At 61.1% G+C, this 15,941-nt stretch carries 16 protein-coding genes and 1 pseudogene; 12 read left to right on the plus strand and 5 right to left on the minus strand.

Annotation, left to right across the window (positions count from 1 at the left end):
• The first annotated feature begins 31 nt into the window (after window positions 1-31).
• The 12 genes from E5S69_RS30535 to E5S69_RS30590 all read left to right on the plus strand — a co-directional run bounded on the left by E5S69_RS30535 (window position 32) and on the right by E5S69_RS30590 (window position 12,650).
• Window positions 32-763 (plus strand): SDR family NAD(P)-dependent oxidoreductase, encoded by a 732-nt coding sequence (locus E5S69_RS30535; RefSeq protein ID WP_268894229.1) that lies wholly within the window; start codon window positions 32-34, stop codon window positions 761-763.
• Window positions 764-779: 16 nt separating this feature from the next.
• Complete coding sequence (locus tag E5S69_RS30540; protein WP_159608973.1) at window positions 780-1,511, plus strand: alpha/beta hydrolase; 732 nt, start codon at window positions 780-782, stop codon at window positions 1,509-1,511.
• Window positions 1,512-1,521: 10 nt separating this feature from the next.
• A complete protein-coding gene (locus E5S69_RS30545) occupies window positions 1,522-1,833 on the plus strand; it encodes a DUF6166 domain-containing protein (RefSeq protein WP_159608974.1) in 312 nt (103 codons plus the stop codon).
• A gap of 75 nt (window positions 1,834-1,908) precedes the next feature.
• The gene (locus tag E5S69_RS30550) at window positions 1,909-2,706 is read left to right on the plus strand and encodes a sterol desaturase family protein (RefSeq protein ID WP_159608975.1); all 798 of its coding nucleotides are present in this window, start codon (window positions 1,909-1,911) and stop codon (window positions 2,704-2,706) included.
• A 15-nt stretch (window positions 2,707-2,721) separates the two neighbouring features.
• The gene (locus tag E5S69_RS30555; RefSeq protein WP_159608976.1) at window positions 2,722-2,910 is read left to right on the plus strand and encodes a hypothetical protein; all 189 of its coding nucleotides are present in this window, start codon (window positions 2,722-2,724) and stop codon (window positions 2,908-2,910) included.
• Window positions 2,911-3,310: 400 nt separating this feature from the next.
• Window positions 3,311-3,451 carry a hypothetical protein gene (locus tag E5S69_RS30560; RefSeq protein WP_159608977.1) on the plus strand — a complete coding sequence of 47 codons (141 nt, stop codon included), beginning with the start codon at window positions 3,311-3,313 and terminating at the stop codon, window positions 3,449-3,451.
• 218 nt (window positions 3,452-3,669) lie between these two features.
• A complete protein-coding gene (gene tnpA / locus E5S69_RS30565) occupies window positions 3,670-4,008 on the plus strand; it encodes an IS66-like element accessory protein TnpA (protein ID WP_059401880.1) in 339 nt (112 codons plus the stop codon).
• A 14-nt stretch (window positions 4,009-4,022) separates the two neighbouring features.
• Window positions 4,023-4,292 carry an IS66 family insertion sequence element accessory protein TnpB gene (tnpB, locus tag E5S69_RS30570; RefSeq protein ID WP_171518069.1) on the plus strand — a complete coding sequence of 90 codons (270 nt, stop codon included), beginning with the start codon at window positions 4,023-4,025 and terminating at the stop codon, window positions 4,290-4,292.
• Window positions 4,293-4,390: 98 nt separating this feature from the next.
• Window positions 4,391-7,306: a Tn3-like element IS1071 family transposase gene (locus E5S69_RS30575; RefSeq protein WP_003049965.1), complete on the plus strand. Its 2,916-nt coding sequence runs from the start codon at window positions 4,391-4,393 to the stop codon at window positions 7,304-7,306.
• 93 nt (window positions 7,307-7,399) lie between these two features.
• Window positions 7,400-8,098: a translesion DNA synthesis-associated protein ImuA gene (imuA, locus tag E5S69_RS30580; RefSeq protein WP_171518070.1), complete on the plus strand. Its 699-nt coding sequence runs from the start codon at window positions 7,400-7,402 to the stop codon at window positions 8,096-8,098.
• Entirely contained in the window at window positions 8,025-9,488 is a 1,464-nt protein-coding gene (locus tag E5S69_RS30585) for a Y-family DNA polymerase (RefSeq protein ID WP_061960019.1), read from the plus strand. Before imuA ends, E5S69_RS30585 begins: the two co-directional genes overlap by 74 nt.
• A 9-nt stretch (window positions 9,489-9,497) precedes the next feature.
• Window positions 9,498-12,650 (plus strand): error-prone DNA polymerase, encoded by a 3,153-nt coding sequence (locus tag E5S69_RS30590; protein WP_061960018.1) that lies wholly within the window; start codon window positions 9,498-9,500, stop codon window positions 12,648-12,650.
• Between the two features lie 45 nt (window positions 12,651-12,695).
• Here E5S69_RS30590 and E5S69_RS30595 read toward each other — a convergent pair whose 3' ends face one another.
• The 5 genes and pseudogenes from E5S69_RS30595 to E5S69_RS32210 all read right to left on the minus strand — a co-directional run.
• Entirely contained in the window at window positions 12,696-13,772 is a 1,077-nt protein-coding gene (locus E5S69_RS30595) for an RES family NAD+ phosphorylase (RefSeq protein ID WP_157779644.1), read from the minus strand.
• Window positions 13,773-14,007: 235 nt separating this feature from the next.
• A complete protein-coding gene (locus tag E5S69_RS30600; protein ID WP_157779643.1) occupies window positions 14,008-14,169 on the minus strand; it encodes a hypothetical protein in 162 nt (53 codons plus the stop codon).
• A 22-nt stretch (window positions 14,170-14,191) separates the two neighbouring features.
• Window positions 14,192-14,494 (minus strand): H-NS family nucleoid-associated regulatory protein, encoded by a 303-nt coding sequence (locus tag E5S69_RS30605; RefSeq protein WP_061960015.1) that lies wholly within the window; start codon window positions 14,492-14,494, stop codon window positions 14,192-14,194.
• Between the two features lie 466 nt (window positions 14,495-14,960).
• On the minus strand, window positions 14,961-15,143 hold the full coding sequence (locus E5S69_RS30610; protein ID WP_061960014.1) for a hypothetical protein: 183 nt from the start codon (window positions 15,141-15,143) through the stop codon (window positions 14,961-14,963).
• Between the two features lie 535 nt (window positions 15,144-15,678).
• Window positions 15,679-15,941, minus strand: a pseudogene (locus E5S69_RS32210) (hypothetical protein); the annotation flags it as partial.

Genomic DNA, 15,941 nt, shown 5'->3' on the forward strand with positions numbered 1-15,941 from the left:
TCAGAGCGTGCGATTTAGGAACAAAGTTGTAATGGTCACTGGAGGTGCCAGCGGGATCGGCGAGGCGTGCATTCGAATGTTTGCCGCTGAAGGAGCGTCAGTAGTCGTAGCAGACCTCCTGGATGAGGAGGCCGGTGTACTGTGTCGGGCGATCCGGGACGAGGGCGGAAAAGCGACGTTCATTCATCTTGACGTCTCGCAGGAAGCGCAATGGTCGGCAGCGATCTATGAGCTCCGGGAGAAACTGGGACGCCTGGATGTGCTGGTCAACAGCGCCGGTATCAGCGGCTTCGTGCACGATCGTGAAAACACGGCGTACCTAGACCGCATCATGGCTATCCATCTGCGGGGTTGTTTCCTAGCGATCAAACACGGAGCGCCTGCGATCGCCCGATCCGGAGGCGGCGCCATCGTGACACTGTCCTCGATTGCCGCCTATGAGGGCTTCGAGGGTCAGCACATGGGCTACAACGCTGCAAAAGCCGGTGTGCTTGCCATGACACGCTGCGCTGCAGGCGAATACGCCCGCCAAGGTGTGCGTGTGAACAGCGTGGTGCCTGGGCTCATGACACCGATGCGCACCTCGGTGGTATCTGCCGATCCAGTCATGCGGGCCCGCTTTTTCGAGCGTGTGCCGATCAACCGCGAGGGAACTGCCGAGGAGGCGGCCAAGGCTGTCCTGTTCCTCAGCTCAGACGAGGCCTCGTACCTCACCGGCGCTGACTTGGTGGTTGACGGCGGCTACACCGCCTATACCTACTGACCGGCAGCTTGCAGCGATGAGCAGCATTGTTCTCGTTCACGGTGCATGGTCGGCGGCTTGGGCATGGCGTGACTTCCGTGCGCTGCTGACATGCGGCGGAGAGACAGTCTTTACACCGACGCTCACAGGACTGGGCGAACGTCGGCACTTGCTCACACCAAAGATTGAGCTGGAAGACCACATCCAGGACATCTGCGAAGGCCTGTTCATGGAGGATCTGCAAGACGTCATGCTGGTGGGCCACAGCTACGGTGGCATGGTGATCACGGGCGTCGCCGACCGCATGCCCGACCGGGTGCGGCACCTGGTCTATGTCGACGCTTTTATGCCAGACGACGGTGAATGTGTCTTAGACCTAATGCCATCCGCTCAAGTGGCCATGCTCCGTGACGACGTTGATCGGAATGGTGCGGGGTGGCTGATCCCCGCGTCCCCATTGCCAGCAGATACACCACCCGAGGCAGTGCAGTTCGCACAACAGCGCCGCGGGCCCCAACCCATGAAGACGTTCACGTTGCCAATCAAACTGACCGGGCGATGTCGAACACTTCCGACGACCTACGTTTATTGCACGCGCACCAATGTCTACGACACCTTCAGCCTTTCGGCTCAACGGGCTCGAGAGAGATCCATCTGCCAGTTTCTTACCTTGGACGCATCCCACAACCCCCACCTCACACAGTCGCGAGCGCTGCAGAAGATCCTGCAGGCCTGCCGATCAGGACACGCGACTGGAGTCGAATCATGAAGGAGCAATTATGAAGACCTACTCGGGCGATCGAACTATCGACGGTGTGATCGTGCTCGTGAACCAAGCCCACTTGCTGCCTGATACGAGCGGAGCGATTTTTTCGGACACTGGGTTCGAATGGGGGTACGACGGCCCGGGCCCGCGCCAGCTCGCGTACACCATCTTGATCGATCACCTCGGTGACACGAGCCGAGCCAAGGCGCTGGTTCCGAGATTTGTCGAAGGCTGTGTCGCCAGGCTCGACAACGAGTGGTCGATCTCGAGCGCCGATATCGAGGCTGTACTGAATTCGCCCGAACGAACGGGCCAACGCGCCTGACGCAGCCACACACAACGCGACTGTTGACGCGTGGCCGTAAGGCAATCAACTTGGACTATTTCAATGGAGAACGTGATGGAACTTGTCAATACAATCATGGGAAAACGGCAGCGGAAGTATCGCGCGACGTATCGCGAGAGAGTCGCCGGCTGGTACAACGGGTGGCTGCACGTCATGATCATCTATCTCGCCGGTTCCATTGCCTTGTACATCTATGGTGCGAACACGGTAAATGTGCAGTGGTGGGAGTGGCTGGCGCTGCCCTTCGGGTTCGTCAGTTACCAGACCTCCGAGTACATACTGCACATGTATGTCATGCACCGCCCGCGAAAGAACGTAGTGCTGAGGGCGCTATATATCCGCCACACGTTGATGCACCACCAGTTCTTCACCAAGGAGGAAATGCGATTCGCAGACCACAAAGACTGGCGGGTCACATTCTTCCCGCCATTTACGATGCTTGGCCTGACGCTCTTGTCGATCATCCCGTCCTTGGCGGCGGGCATCATAATTTCGGAGAACGTCGGTTGGTTGCTAATGGCCGCATTCACTGCGAGCTACATGTTCTACGAACTCATCCACTTCTGCTGCCACATTGATGACAACTGGCTGATCCGTAACATGCCTCTCATCAACACGGCTCGACGACACCACACGGCGCACCATGACCATCAGCTAATGATGAGTGTGAATATGGGCATCGGCACTGCACTTCCGGATTGGATGATGGGCACTTCCGACCTTGATCGCGGATTCTGGGGACACTTGTTCAACGGCTACGACGAGAGTCACGTTCGCCCTGGCCTGCAGAAATCGTTCAATGCAGCAGGCACACGTCCAGTGCCGAATCGGCAGGCGGCCGAACGCAACTAACGCAAGGAGAGGACCATGCCCTTCTATGTCAAGTTTCTGGCTTCGCTCTTGATGCTTTCGATCGCTGCTTTGACAGCAATGTACGAGCATTCGAAAGGCCTTGTTTGGCCGACCTACCTCACCATCTTCTTCGGCGCATTCTTGGTGTTTTCGATCTGGATTTTCCCCGACGTGAATGGTGCGAAGCCTGACGAGACGTCTTGAAATTCGGGTGAACACCTGGTTGATGGCAAGGCAACTTGGCCGACCTCGGCACGTTGAACAGGACCCACGTCGCGAGTAGCACGTCGCCGCTCATGACGTAGGACGCGTTCTTGCCCAACATCACCTTGAACGGAAGCACGGGCGTTTTGCATCGTGACGCGCTCGCTCACCTTTGCCAGACCACCAGCGGATGGCCCAGACGAGCCGCACCGCGAAAACTGCGCAGCGTCGCCGCTTCTTGCCGCTGGCGGGCGAGTGGTCGACCCTGATTTATTCACTTTCAAGCAGCCGGCAGTCGCGGTGCCGGTCCGCTGGATGAGCCGTCTGGCCGTTGCTCGCCGCCATCGATTGGTCTCGGTGGCGGCGGTTGTTGTAAGTCGCAATTCCCCGGAGCCCATTCATGGCTAAGTCCATCGCTCGCGGCGCGCCTTCTGCGAGCACCGCCGCCGACAACGACATGTTCACTATCCACACCCGCATCTTCGTGCAGGCCACCGCCATCAAGGCCAACACCCAGGCGTCCTCCCTGTCTTCACCCTGAAGACCTAGACCGCCTTCGAAGAATGCATTCCTCTTGAGCGGGGCACGGACAGCGAGGACCTGTGCAGTGGCGCTCAGGGCTGGGTGCGCTGATGTGTGCGCTCATTGAGGAGATGGAGAGGCGGGCGCGGGCTTGTTGTAGGCGCGCGGCCATCCCACCCGTGAAGGGATCGGTCTAAGCGGCATCGATGGTGTCCACCAAGCAATTAGGTGGACACCATGAATGAAGCCAAGAAGAAGACCCGCCGACGGTACGGCGCCGATCTCAAGCAGCAGATCCTTGCCGAGTGCGCCGAGCCAGGTGCCTCGGCGGCCGGCATTGCCCTGTCACACGGCATCAACGCGAATGTCGTGCACAAATGGCGCCGCCAGGATGGCAGCGCGCTGCCTGCACTGCAGGCTCCCGCATTCGTTCCGGTGCCGCTGCAGCCAGCGCCGTGCGCACCTGCACCGGACATCCGCATCGAGCTGCGTCGTGGCGCTACCAGCGTGTCAGTGAATTGGCCCCTTGAGTCGGCCGAGCAGTGCGCCATCTGGATGCGAGAGTTGCTCAAGTGATCCGGATTCATGCGATGTGGCTGGCCACCGAGCCGCTGAACATGCGATCGGGCACCGAGACCGCGCTGGCGCGCATGGTGTCGGTCTTCGGTGCGGCGCGTCCGCACCACGCCTACCTGTTCGCCAGCAGAAGAGCCAACCGCATGAAGGTACTGGTGCACGATAGCATTGGTGTGTGGCTGGCAGCGCGGCGCCTGAACAGCGGCAAGCTCGTCTTGCCGCGTGATGCAGCAAGTAGGGGTCTCCTCGTTTTCAGTGCAATAAGTGACGGTACGCAAAGCTAGCACTGGCGCGGGGGTGGTCTGGGTAGACCGTTGATTTCATTGACTTTCCTGTTCGCTTTGTAAACGGGTATGGTGGCCTCCCACTTTTGAGGTTCACGATGCAGGGTTGGCACACAACGTTTTTGGGGATGCGTGGGCTCCCCCGCGATATCAGCGACTTCGAGATGAAGGCATTTTTCACCTTCGATGGTGCCGAGCGCGACGCAATCAATGCACGCCGAGGTGATTCCCACAAGCTTGGTCTGGCGCTCCATATTGGTTTCCTGCGCATGAGTGGGCGTTTGCTCGGTGCCTTTCGGGTAATTCCAGTAGCCTTGTGGCGCCACCTTGGCAACGAGCTTGGCATTGCAGCACCAGAAGTCGCCTCGCTGAGAGCCATGTATGAACGCGGGCGCACGCTATTCGATCACCAACAAGTAGCCTGCACGGTCCTTGGATTCCAGTGGATGAGCGAGCACCAGCGCCGCTCACTGGTACGTGAACTGCGCGACGAAGTGGCGCGCTGCGCCGACCGCGATCAGCTACTCGTGCGGGCGCGTCAATGGCTGTACAAGAACAAGCTGGTGATCGTGCACGAGCGGGCAATTCGGACACTGATTGCGGCGGCACTTGCCCAGCTTGAAGTTGAAACAGGCACCGCCATCGCCGCCAGCGTTGATCCAGCAACACTTGATCGCTGGCGAGCCTCAGTTTCAGAGCTGCGCCCAGATGGACAAACCCAGCAGAGTTGGCTATGGGCTGCACCGGCGAAACACTCAACCCGCCAAATCAGCGAGGTACTGGAGCGCATCGACCTGCTTTACACGCTGGACGTTCATAAGCACCTGGCAGACATCCCCGATCTCATCTTGCGCCGCTACGCGCGCCGACTTGTCTCCAGGCCGCCCTCAGCCGGAGCCAAGATCAAAGAGCCAGCGCGCACCGTGGAGGTCGCATGCTTTCTTCGGTATTGCCTGTTCACCACCACAGACCAGTTGATCCTTATGGTGCAGCGCCGGATCGCCGATCTGTGGCGTCAGGCTGCCGCCGATGTCCCCGCTACCGTCAATTGGGCCGCAATGTACAAAACGCTGCTCGGCGAACTTGTTGCCTTGAGCGCGCAAGGTGCGGTGCCAGATGCTGAGTTGCGTGCCCGTCTTGAAGCCTTGATCACCGAAACCCAGAAACGCAAACCACCGAGCAGGGCCTCCCTGGTCCGCGAGGGATTGATTGATGGAATTCGCCCCGTGCGGTCGTTGCTCGTCGCCATTGCAAAGCTGCCCTGGCAGGCCACCGGCGAGCATCCTGCCATCGAGTACCTTGCCAAGCTGCAAGCTTTATATCTCAAAGGATCCAGAAAGCTGCCAGTTGAAGTGGTGGCACCAAGTCTGGGAATGATCTGGCAGGTTTCGATCTCCAGCCCAGACCGGGAACGGGCGTTTCAGGCGTTGGAGGTGGCCACCCTGTTTGCCCTGCGCCGCGCGGTGCGCAATGGCTCGGTCTGGATTGAGCACAGCCTGAGCTTTCGGGGTCGTGCGCGCTTGTTCTTCACGGACGAGCGTTGGCAGGCAGAGTCCAAGAAACACTATGCCCGTCTATCGTTACCCAGCAAGGCTGCCACTTTCTTGAAGCCTTTGCTGGCCAGAGTAACTGCCGGTGTCGATGCGGTGGCCGCTGCAGCCCGCAGTGGCGTACTGCGCGTGGATGATGAACTCCATTTGTCGCCATTGCCCGCAGAGGACGAAGACCCAGAAGTGACCAAGCTGCGCGCGGCTTTGGATCACCGCATCGGTGAGGTTCAATTGCCGGAAGTGATTCTGGCCGTTGACGCCCAGGTGCGCTTTAGCTGGATCATGCTCGGACGTGAGCCGCGCTCTACCGACGAGCTGCTGATGGTCTATGCCGGCATCATGGCCCACGGCACCAGTCTGACTGCGGTCGAATGCGCGCGCATGATTCCGCAATTGTCTGCCACCAGCATTCGCCAGGCCATGCGCTGGGCGCGGGACGAACGGCGTCTGAGCCAGGCCTGCCAGGCTGTGCTGGAATTCATGCAGCGACACCCGATTGCCGCCACCTGGGGGCGGTCCGATTTGGCATCTTCTGACATGATGAGCATGGAGACCACCAAACGGGTGTGGCAAGCCCGGCTTGATCCTCGGCGCAACACACCTTCCATTGGAATCTACTCCCATGTAAAAGACCGGTGGGGCATCTTCCATGCGCAGCCCTTTGTGCTCAATGAGCGCCAGGCGGGCGTGGCCATTGAAGGTGTCATCCGCCAAGAAAAGCTGGAGACCAGCCAGCTTGCTGTGGATACCCATGGCTACACCGACTTTGCCATGTCACATGCCCGTTTGCTTGGTTTTGATCTTTGCCCGCGGTTGAAGGAACTCAAACAGCGCCACCTCTTTGTGCCACGCGGCACCAAAGTGCCCGCAGAAATCGCTGCGGTGTGCGAAGCCAATGTCGACGTCGCTTTGATCGAAAAGCATTGGGATAGTCTGGTGCACCTGGCAGCCTCGGTCATGAGCGGACATGCCAGTGCGGTGGCAGCTCTTGCGCGGTTCGGTTCTGCCGCCCAGGGCGATCCAATCTATGAGGCTGGCGTGCAATTGGGGCGGTTGCTGCGTACGGCGTTTTTGGCTGACTACTTTGTCAAGGACGCTTTCAGGAACGAGTTGCGCCGGGTGCTCAATCGGGGCGAGGCTGTTAACGCCCTCAAGCGCGCCATTTATACCGGCCGGATCAGCCCGGCGCAGGCCAAACGTGTCGATGAAATGCAGGCTGTGGCCGATGCGTTGAGCCTGATGGCCAACATCGTGATGGCGTGGAATACCTCACAGATGCAGGCGGTCCTGGATCGCTGGTCGAACCGCCGCCAGGTCATTCCACCGGAACTGATCGGGAAGATTGCGCCCACCAGGCTGGAGAGCATCAACTTGCGGGGTGTGTTTCGCTTCCCGGTTGACCGCTATGCTGACCAAATCCTGCCTTCGCGGCCAAATGCATCGATAACTGGCACCAATGGATGAAACCGACCACGGTTTGACGCCACGAATCGCAGATTTGAAAGTGAACAGGAAAGTCAATGAAATCAACGATCTACCAACACCACCTCCGCGCCAGTGCTAGCTTTTCGTACCGTCACTTATTGCACTGAAAACGAGGAGACCCCTGCCCGGAGCGCCGGCCGCACTGTCGCCGCGGCTGACAAGGCGCTCGCCGGAGAGTTGCCGGGCGGCGGCTGGCCCCTCGGCACGTTGGTCGAACTGCTGGTGCAGCAACCCGGTGTGGGGGAGCTTCGTTTGCTGCGCGACGCCCTGCTGGCGCTCGGGAAGCGCCCAATCGCGCTGCTCTCCCCGCCCCACCCGCCCCAGGCGCTGGCATGGGGAAATTGGGGTATCCCTGCTGAACGGCTGCTGTGGCTCCGCCCGCAACGCACGGCCGACCTGCTGTGGGCAGCCGAGCAGCTGCTGCGGGCCGGAACGTGCTCTGCGGTGCTGTGCTGGCAGCAACATGTCCGGGGCGAGTCATTGCGTCGTTTGCATCTAGCGGCGCAGGCGAGCGAGACACTGTTCTGTCTGATACGCCCGCTCGCTTGCGCACGCGACAGTTCACCAGCGCCTTTACGCGTGGCCATCGCACCGGCGCCCGGCGGCGTCGATCTGACCTTCGTCAAGCGACGAGGGCCGCAACAGGAGGTGCCGCTCCGGCTCGCCTTGGCGCCGTCACCGATTCTTTTGTCTCGTCATGCAGCACCTGTGGATTTGCCTTCGCCTACCGTCGCTACCCCTCGAAGTCTTCCGGCCGAATTGGTCAATTGAACTCCCGGCGGTTGTCCTGGAACAGGAAAAAGTGGTCCACGCCTCATCGAGCGCTCGAGCCGGCGGCGTGCGGTATCTGATGCGCCGCGGTGGCGTGCAGGCAATCGCGCCCGCTACCCTGCTCTTTGACCGCGCGCCAGCGAAGGAAACGGAGGCCCTGTATCGCGTCGCCATCGCGCTGCTGCAGTATTCCCCGAACGTGGTCCTTGCCGAGGAAGCGGCGGTGCTGGTCGATGTTTACGCAAGCCTTCGGCTTTTCGGCGGCATCCGTAAGCTCCGGGGACGCATGCGTCGAACGGTGGAGACCATGGGATTCTCCTGTTCGCTGGGCTGCGCCCCTACCGCTCAGGGCGCCTGGCTACTGGCGGCGGCCGGTGGCGGCGCGGCACTGTCCGATGCATCCTTGGCTCGGCAACTGACGTCGTTGCCGGCTGCCCTACTGCCCGCAGCACGCGCGCATCGTGACTGGTTCGATGGCTTGGGATGCCGAACACTCGGCCAGATTCGGCGCTTGCCACGCGCAGGCCTGCAGCGCCGTTGCGGCGACGCAATCAATGACGCGCTCGATCGCGCGCTGGGCGAGGCACCCGAAATCTTCGACTGGCTCCAGGCGCCGCCAGCCTTTTCGGCGCGCGTTGAGTTCCCAGACCGAATCGAACAGGCAGAGGCGACGCTCGCCTATGCCAACGGTCTGATCGCGCAGCTGCTCGGCTGGCTGACGGCGCGTCAGTTGGCGCTATCTGGCTTTGTCGTGTCGCTCGAGCACGAGCGCGGCCGAGAAGCGCAGCCGCCCACGAAAGTCGATATCGCACTTGCCGAGCCGGCGTGGCACGACGAGCACCTCACGCGATTGCTGCGCGAACGACTTGCGCGCTTGGAGATCACGGCGCCATTGATCGCGGTTCGGCTGTCGGTCACCGACGTGCAACCCATGGCGCCGCCGAGTGAGACGCTATTCCCCGAGCCCGGCGGCAAGCCGGAGGACCACGCGCGAGTGATGGAGTTGCTGGTCGCGCGGCTGGGCGCGGATCACGTCCTGAAGCCTGCGACGCGTGCCGACTACCGCCCGGAGCATGCGAACGCATGGGTGCCCATCACCGAAGCGGCGGAGCCGGCGCCGCCGCCGTCTGGTCTGCCTCGACCGGCCTGGCTCCTGGCCAAGCCGGGCGCCCTGCTCACTCGTAATAACCGGCCCTTCTATGGCTCCCAGCTACGGCTTGTCTCGCCGCCCGAGCGCATCGAGGCCGGCTGGTGGGATGGCCAGTTGCTGACCCGCGACTACTTTGTCGCGGAGGCCGAGGACCACAGCCACTATTGGATCTACCAGGAACGCCTGGGCAGCCGCGACGGCGACGCGGTGCGCTGGTATTTGCACGGCCTTTTCGGATAGGGATCGACCGTGCCAACCCCCACCACCGGCGAGCTGGGCACCCTGCCCGGCTACGCCGAGCTGCAATGCCGCTCGAATTTCAGTTTCCTCGAGGGCGCCTCTCGCGCCGAAGAGTTGGTCGAACGCGCCGCGGCACTGGGGTACCACGCGCTCGCGATCACGGACGAATGTTCGCTGGCCGGCATCGTTCGAGCGCACACCGAGGCAAAGACGCATGGCCTGAAACTGCTGGTCGGTGCCTCATTCCGGTTGGTGAACGCCGACGGTAGCCCTGCCCTATCCTTCGTTGCGCTAGCCCGCAACCGCGAGGGCTACGGCAACCTATGCGAACTCATTACGCTGGGGCGCACGCGCACCGCCAAGGGCACCTATTGGCTGACGCCACGCGACCTGGAGGCACCAGAAGGCGAGGCGGCGCACCTACGTGGCCTGCCCGACTGCTTGATCGTGTTCACCCCGGAGTACGGCACGGCGCCGGAGCGGTTGCACTCGCAGGCGGCGTGGGTTGCGCGGACCTTTGCCGGCCGCGCATGGATGGGTCTAAGTCTGCTGCATCGGCCACTAGACGATCTGCACCGTGCCGCCGTGTACGAGGCGGCCGCGGCGAATCACCTGCGGCTGGTGGCCACCGGAGACGTGGTGATGCACGTGCGCTCGCGCAAGCCGCTGCAGGATGTGCTTAGCGCGATCCGGATCGGCAAGCCAGTCGGCGATTGCGGCTACGCCCTGATGCCCAATGCGGAGCGCCATCTGCGCTCCCGACTGCGACTAGCGAACCTGTACCCCAGCCGGCTGCTGACCGAGTCAGTCCATATCGCAAATCTGTGCCAGTTCTCGCTGGACGAGCTGCGCTATGAGTATCCCGAAGAGGTGATTCCGGACGGCACCACGCCGACCGATTACCTGCGCCGAGAGACTTATATCGGTGCCCACCGTCGCTTCCCTTTGGGCATCCCGCACGCGGTGCAGGAACAGATCGAGCACGAGCTCGCGCTGATCCGGGACATGGCCTACGAGCCCTACTTCCTGACCGTCTACGATATCGTCCGCTTCGCCCGCTCCAACGGCATCCTGTGCCAGGGCCGTGGCTCGGCCGCCAACTCGGCGGTGTGCTACTGCCTGGGCGTGACGGAGGTCGATCCGGCGCGCGGCAACCTGCTGTTCGAGCGCTTTATTTCCAAGGAGCGCGGCGAGCCTCCCGATATCGACGTTGACTTTGAGCACCAGCGCCGCGAAGAGGTCATCCAGTACCTGTACCGCAAGTACGGGCGGGATCGCGCGGCGCTGGCGGCTGCAGTGTCCACCTACCGGCCGCGAGGGGCGCTGCGCGAAGCTGGCAAGGCGTTGGGTGTCGATCCGGCGATCGTCGACCTGGTGGCGAAGTCCCACCAGTGGTTCGATAGCCAAGCCGACCTGCTCAAGCGCTTTGCCGAGAGTGGCGTCGACATGGAAAGCGAACTGACCCAGCGCTGGGCCGCGATGGCCGTGCAGATGCTAGGCTTTCCGCGACATCTGTCGCAGCATTCTGGCGGCTTCGTGCTAGCGCGCGGCAAGCTGTCACGGCTTGTGCCGATAGAGAACGCGGCCATGCACGAACGCAGCGTCATCCAGTGGGACAAGGACGATCTCGACGCCGTGGGCTTGCTCAAGGTCGATGTGCTGGCGCTGGGCATGCTGTCGGCCATTCGGCGCGCGCTGGATCTTGTTGCTGCCCAGCGGGGTGAGGTTTTCGAACTGCAGGACATCCCCGCCGAGGATCCCGCAACGTATGAGATGCTGTGCCGCGCCGATTCGATGGGCGTGTTTCAGGTGGAATCCCGGGCGCAGATGTCCATGCTGCCGAGGCTGCGACCGCGCACCTTCTACGACCTGGTGATCGAGGTGGCCATCGTCCGCCCCGGGCCCGTGCAGGGCGGGATGGTGCATCCTTACCTGCGCCGGCGCCAAGGAAAGGAGCCGGTCACCTATCCCAGTCCGGCCATGGAGAAGGCGCTATCCCGGACGTTGGGCGTACCGATCTTCCAGGAACAGGTAATGCAGGTGGCCATGCTGGCTGCGGGCTTTTCCGCCGGCGAGGCGGACCAGCTGCGTAGGGCGATGGCAGCGTGGAAGCGCAAGGGCGGACTCGGCGGATACCATGAACGGATCGTGTCCGGCATGCTGGAGCGCGGCTATGACCGCGAGTTCGCCGAAAGCATCTTCCAGCAGATCCAGGGCTTCGGTGAATACGGTTTCCCCGAGAGCCATTCGGCGAGCTTTGCGCTACTGGTGTACGCGAGCGCCTGGCTGAAATGCCATGAACCCGCGGCCTTCCTCTGCGCGCTGCTAAACAGTCAACCGATGGGGTTCTACACACCCTCGCAGCTAGTCCAGGACGCACGACGTCACGGCGTCGAGGCGTTGCCGGCCGATGTCACGGTCAGCGCCTGGGACTCCGCGCTCGAGAGTGGCCCACCGGCGGCGGTGCGGCTGGGCTTGTCGTTGGTGAGAGGCATGCGCCAGGATGCCGCGCAACGGATCGCGGAGGCGCGCGCGGTGCAGCCATTCGTCTCCGTTGGTGACTTGGCGCGTCGTGCCCGGCTCGATCGGCACGACCTGCAGGTGTTGGCCGCGGCCAATGCACTGGAAGGACTGGCTGGCGATCGGCGCCAGGCGCTGTGGCAAGCGACTATCGCGGTGCCCGACAAGGATCTGCTGCGCCCGACGACGATTGCTGAAGATGCCCCTTCCCTCTCCGCCCCAACGGAAGCCGAGGCCATCATTGCAGACTATCGGACGATGGGGCTCACTCTGCGACGTCATCCCCTATCCCTGCTTCGCGGCAGGTTAGCCGCGCAGCGCTTTGAATCGGCGGCAACGCTTTCGGCCTATGGCGACAGGCAGTTCGCCCGCGGCGCCGGCCTGGTGACAGTGCGCCAGCGGCCGGGTACCGCAAATGGGGTCATGTTCATGACGCTCGAGGATGAAACCGGCACGGTCAACGTGATCATATGGCCGAGCATTCTCGAGAAATTCCGCAGGGAGTTCCTTGGGGCATCCCTCATTGGAATCTACGGCCAGTGGCAAGCCGATGGCGACGTGAAACATCTTGTCGCACAGAGGGCCATTGACCTGTCCACGATGTTGGGAGCGCTGGACACGCGCAGCAGAAACTTCTGCTGAAGCTCGCGACGATGTAATCTCGGCCGGAGAGGTTGGTCTAAGGTTCTATGCAAGGCCTGCTTCCGTCGCGACCTTGTGGCGGTAGTCAACACTATCGACAACATGCACGGTCACTGCATCACTCTCTATCGATAGGTGGAATGTTGGACGCCACTCGGGGCGATGAATATGCTCAGGCGCACCTCGATCAAAGAGCGCATAGTTGACTCCCCCCTTGCGCTGCACTGACTGGAATGCAATGCCGTCAAACGACCAATTTTTCTCGTAGCGGATGAACTCCGCTAGCGCCTGAGTCACCACATAGTCCGTGTCGTTGGCTCGGACCGGACGTGAGATTTCTTCGTGTAGATACCGAAGGAGCAGCCGATACTCGCTGCGCTTCTGATAGTTGGGGTCGAAAAGACTCAGAGGCTCGTGCTTTAGCCAACGATTCAGCGCTGTAAAGTCGAAGAACTTCAAAGGTTCCGTAGACTGGAACTGACCAACGACCACGGTGTCCCCGATGGACGGCCGTACTTCAGCGATACACGTATCAAGTTCGCGCGAAACATAAAGCAGTGGGATGCCGGCCGGGCTCATGCGATTGTTCGCGGCTCGTTCCTTAGGTGCTGCACCCAGCGCGACGTCAGGGCTGTCCGCAAACGACTTAGCTTCGTGAGCGCTGTCGGCGATGCGAGATCGGTAGAACCTTGTCCCAACGCCATGAATTGTGACCAAAGCCGGCGTCCCGGGTCGCTTTGGGTCCGTCGCGTTGAGGGCTTCGTCAATCAACCCCTCGAAAAAACTACGCGCCCCATCATTGAAGAAACGTTGGCCATGGGTGAGTTCATCAGCTATGCGGTGCCAGGCCCCCACTACATACCATCGTTCATGCTCTTCCGAATCGAAGGGGCTCCCTGTGCGGCGGTATTCTTGCCCTGGGCAATAAAAGTCCTCTTCAGCGGCACTCGCATCCTCCAGACACTCCGAGACTGCTCTCCTGATAAAGTCCGAACGGCAACCGATGGCCTCGCCCACCACCTCATCAAGTGTCCTTTCGTACCCAGGATAGAGCCCATAGTCTGGCTCAAAGTGGTTTGGCAGGTGTTTTCCGATAAATTCAGCGATGCGTTTTGGCGTCATCGCGTTTATCGTCGCACTATTGCATCCACTACAGACCCGCCTCTCAAATAGTTCCGACGCGAGCATTTTGACGATACGGTCATCTACACAATCTGCACACACCCACGTCGGTTCCGCGCGTTCCCCCTCCAACATGAATTCATGAAATAGGCCCTTCGTTCCTGAGCTCACCTTCGCAATTCCTCATACGGCTAAGCCTGCAGCAGCCTCGCCTATCCGCTGTCAGCGCTCTTCGTTACGCCCTATCACCGATCAAGCGACGGACCAGATCCGCTGCATCGTACATGCCGAGCCGGTCAGCGATTACAGCGAGATCGCGCAACTGATCGTTCGTCGCGTCTTGCCGTTGCGGCTGCTGTTTCAGGCTCGCCAGAATCGCTTTCAAATGCTCAGACATCGACGTCTCCTTGACGGACACCTCATTGAGCCGTAGGGATGCGAAAACGCTCCCTGTTCTTTCCGAGCCAGGACGGCGCGCGACCACGTCCGGACCAAGTCTTTCCGGTTTTCGGATCCTGATACATCGCGACCGACTCGGATCTTGCCTTAGTGCGTGGACGGCCCCGACCGCGCCGGCGGGCCAGGTCGTCGACCGTTAGACCATATTGATCCATCAAATCGTGGATCTGCTGAACCGCCGCGCCGACTTCCGCCTGGCGCGCTTCTTCCAGACGCGCCTCCAACGCTTCCCTTTGCGCCAATAGCTCTTTGTATGTCGTCATTTAATACTCCGAGAGAAAACGAGTTTAGCCACTAGCGAGTCTACGAGAAATCCACCGTGTTGACGGCACATTGCCCGGCCACCAACATCACGGCGGAAGCTGCGGTCCGACTGCCCCGATATTCGTTCGGCAGACTGGAAAGAAGAATGGAGAGCATCGCTCCGCCCTCTGGTGCTTGACATGCCCGCCGGGCCGATACGGCCGACCTTTCGCCCCGCCATCATTCTCCATTTAAGACACAGTCAAACTGCGCGGCTGCGTAAAGCGAGTTGCAACCCCACACTTCCCGACCGGCGCGATAAAAGACGCACCACTTACCATCGCTGACGCACTGAGCCTCGGGAAAGATCTCGCTATGACCGTTCGCTGTTGCCGAAAGAAGCGTGCCCTCCCGGGTCCGGACAAGGTACTTGCCGGCCGGCAATGGCGCTGGCTGTTCCAGTGTTCGTCGCATTCGAGTCCACTCCTACACAAGCTCGTACTTCGCCATCAGTTGGGCCTTTCGCAATTCTTTACGCTGTCGATCCGCAACGGCGCTTTCATGGGGCGCAATGCTACGGTCTGCCGCAAGCGTTGCGTCATATCGCTCCGTCTCGGCGACAATCTGGATCAACTCCCGAAGCTCACGGCGGGCATCGCTGAAGACCATGGTGTGTACTCCACTGAAAGGTTGAAGTGAATTCGAGGAAAGCGTGTTTCGCTGCTTCATAGAATACACGCCGTACCGTTAATTCCAGCTATCATCGCGTTCGGAAGTCAGCCGATAATCTAAGCGATTCACTTTCTAAAGACGGAAAGGTTTCAAAATCGCGTACCCCCTTGGCCGGCACGGCAATGTGTGCTTTCAATCTGTGCTATGGCGCCAGTCCCATCGACGTTGAACGTGCAGCCAGGCGCATTGCCGCCGTAGTCGCAGACACTGAGATGGTCCCGGCGATCCGCGGGTCGCTGGCCCGCAAAGCGCGGACCTGACCAAACCGCTGAACGCCTGCCTCGTAGGGTTGCCGTCGCGTGATGTAGCGGCGAAGCTGGACGATACCCTCGCAGACGACTTTACCGCGGACGAACTGCTATCACTCGCACAGTTCCTGGACACGCCGGCTGGGGCCCGGATCGCACAGGCTCATGCAGAGCGGCTGGGATCGGGAAAACTCGACTTCACACTGAGTCCCGACAGCGCATTCTCAACGCACACCTTGCAACGCTATGAGCCGACCTCGCATTTCGTTGGATCGATCGCGCAATTCTGCAATCTCGGGCTGAAGCAGCTTCTCCAAGGGCGTCGCCCCATCACCGCCGCGTGAGCCAAGATGCCGGGCAACAAAATCGAAGGCCGCCTCCGTCTCGGCTAGACGTCGACCATACACAGGTGTGCGTGAGCACGAGATTCGATGGATGCGCGAGCACGGTAATTGATGGTCGGCTGCGGCACCGTCCATCACCAATG

The sequence above is a fragment of the Cupriavidus necator genome (genome assembly GCF_013141915.1).
Classification (GTDB): domain Bacteria; phylum Pseudomonadota; class Gammaproteobacteria; order Burkholderiales; family Burkholderiaceae; genus Cupriavidus; species Cupriavidus necator_B.

Excerpts from the sequence above, each read along its gene's own strand:
- E5S69_RS30535 (WP_268894229.1), top strand. The coding sequence starts at position 32 with ATGGTCACTGGAGGTGCCAGCGGGATCGGCGAGGCGTGCATTCGAATG.
- E5S69_RS30540 (WP_159608973.1), top strand. The coding sequence starts at position 780 with ATGAGCAGCATTGTTCTCGTTCACGGTGCATGGTCGGCGGCTTGGGCA.
- E5S69_RS30545 (WP_159608974.1), top strand. The coding sequence starts at position 1,522 with ATGAAGACCTACTCGGGCGATCGAACTATCGACGGTGTGATCGTGCTC.
- E5S69_RS30550 (WP_159608975.1), top strand. The coding sequence starts at position 1,909 with ATGGAACTTGTCAATACAATCATGGGAAAACGGCAGCGGAAGTATCGC.
- E5S69_RS30555 (WP_159608976.1), top strand. The coding sequence starts at position 2,722 with ATGCCCTTCTATGTCAAGTTTCTGGCTTCGCTCTTGATGCTTTCGATC.
- E5S69_RS30560 (WP_159608977.1), top strand. The coding sequence starts at position 3,311 with ATGGCTAAGTCCATCGCTCGCGGCGCGCCTTCTGCGAGCACCGCCGCC.
- tnpA (WP_059401880.1), top strand. The coding sequence starts at position 3,670 with ATGAATGAAGCCAAGAAGAAGACCCGCCGACGGTACGGCGCCGATCTC.
- tnpB (WP_171518069.1), top strand. The coding sequence starts at position 4,023 with ATGTGGCTGGCCACCGAGCCGCTGAACATGCGATCGGGCACCGAGACC.
- E5S69_RS30575 (WP_003049965.1), top strand. The coding sequence starts at position 4,391 with ATGCAGGGTTGGCACACAACGTTTTTGGGGATGCGTGGGCTCCCCCGC.
- E5S69_RS30585 (WP_061960019.1), top strand. The coding sequence starts at position 8,025 with ATGCAGCACCTGTGGATTTGCCTTCGCCTACCGTCGCTACCCCTCGAA.
- E5S69_RS30595 (WP_157779644.1), bottom strand. The coding sequence starts at position 13,772 with ATGACGCCAAAACGCATCGCTGAATTTATCGGAAAACACCTGCCAAAC.
- E5S69_RS30600 (WP_157779643.1), bottom strand. The coding sequence starts at position 14,169 with ATGTCTGAGCATTTGAAAGCGATTCTGGCGAGCCTGAAACAGCAGCCG.
- E5S69_RS30605 (WP_061960015.1), bottom strand. The coding sequence starts at position 14,494 with ATGACGACATACAAAGAGCTATTGGCGCAAAGGGAAGCGTTGGAGGCG.
- E5S69_RS30610 (WP_061960014.1), bottom strand. The coding sequence starts at position 15,143 with ATGGTCTTCAGCGATGCCCGCCGTGAGCTTCGGGAGTTGATCCAGATT.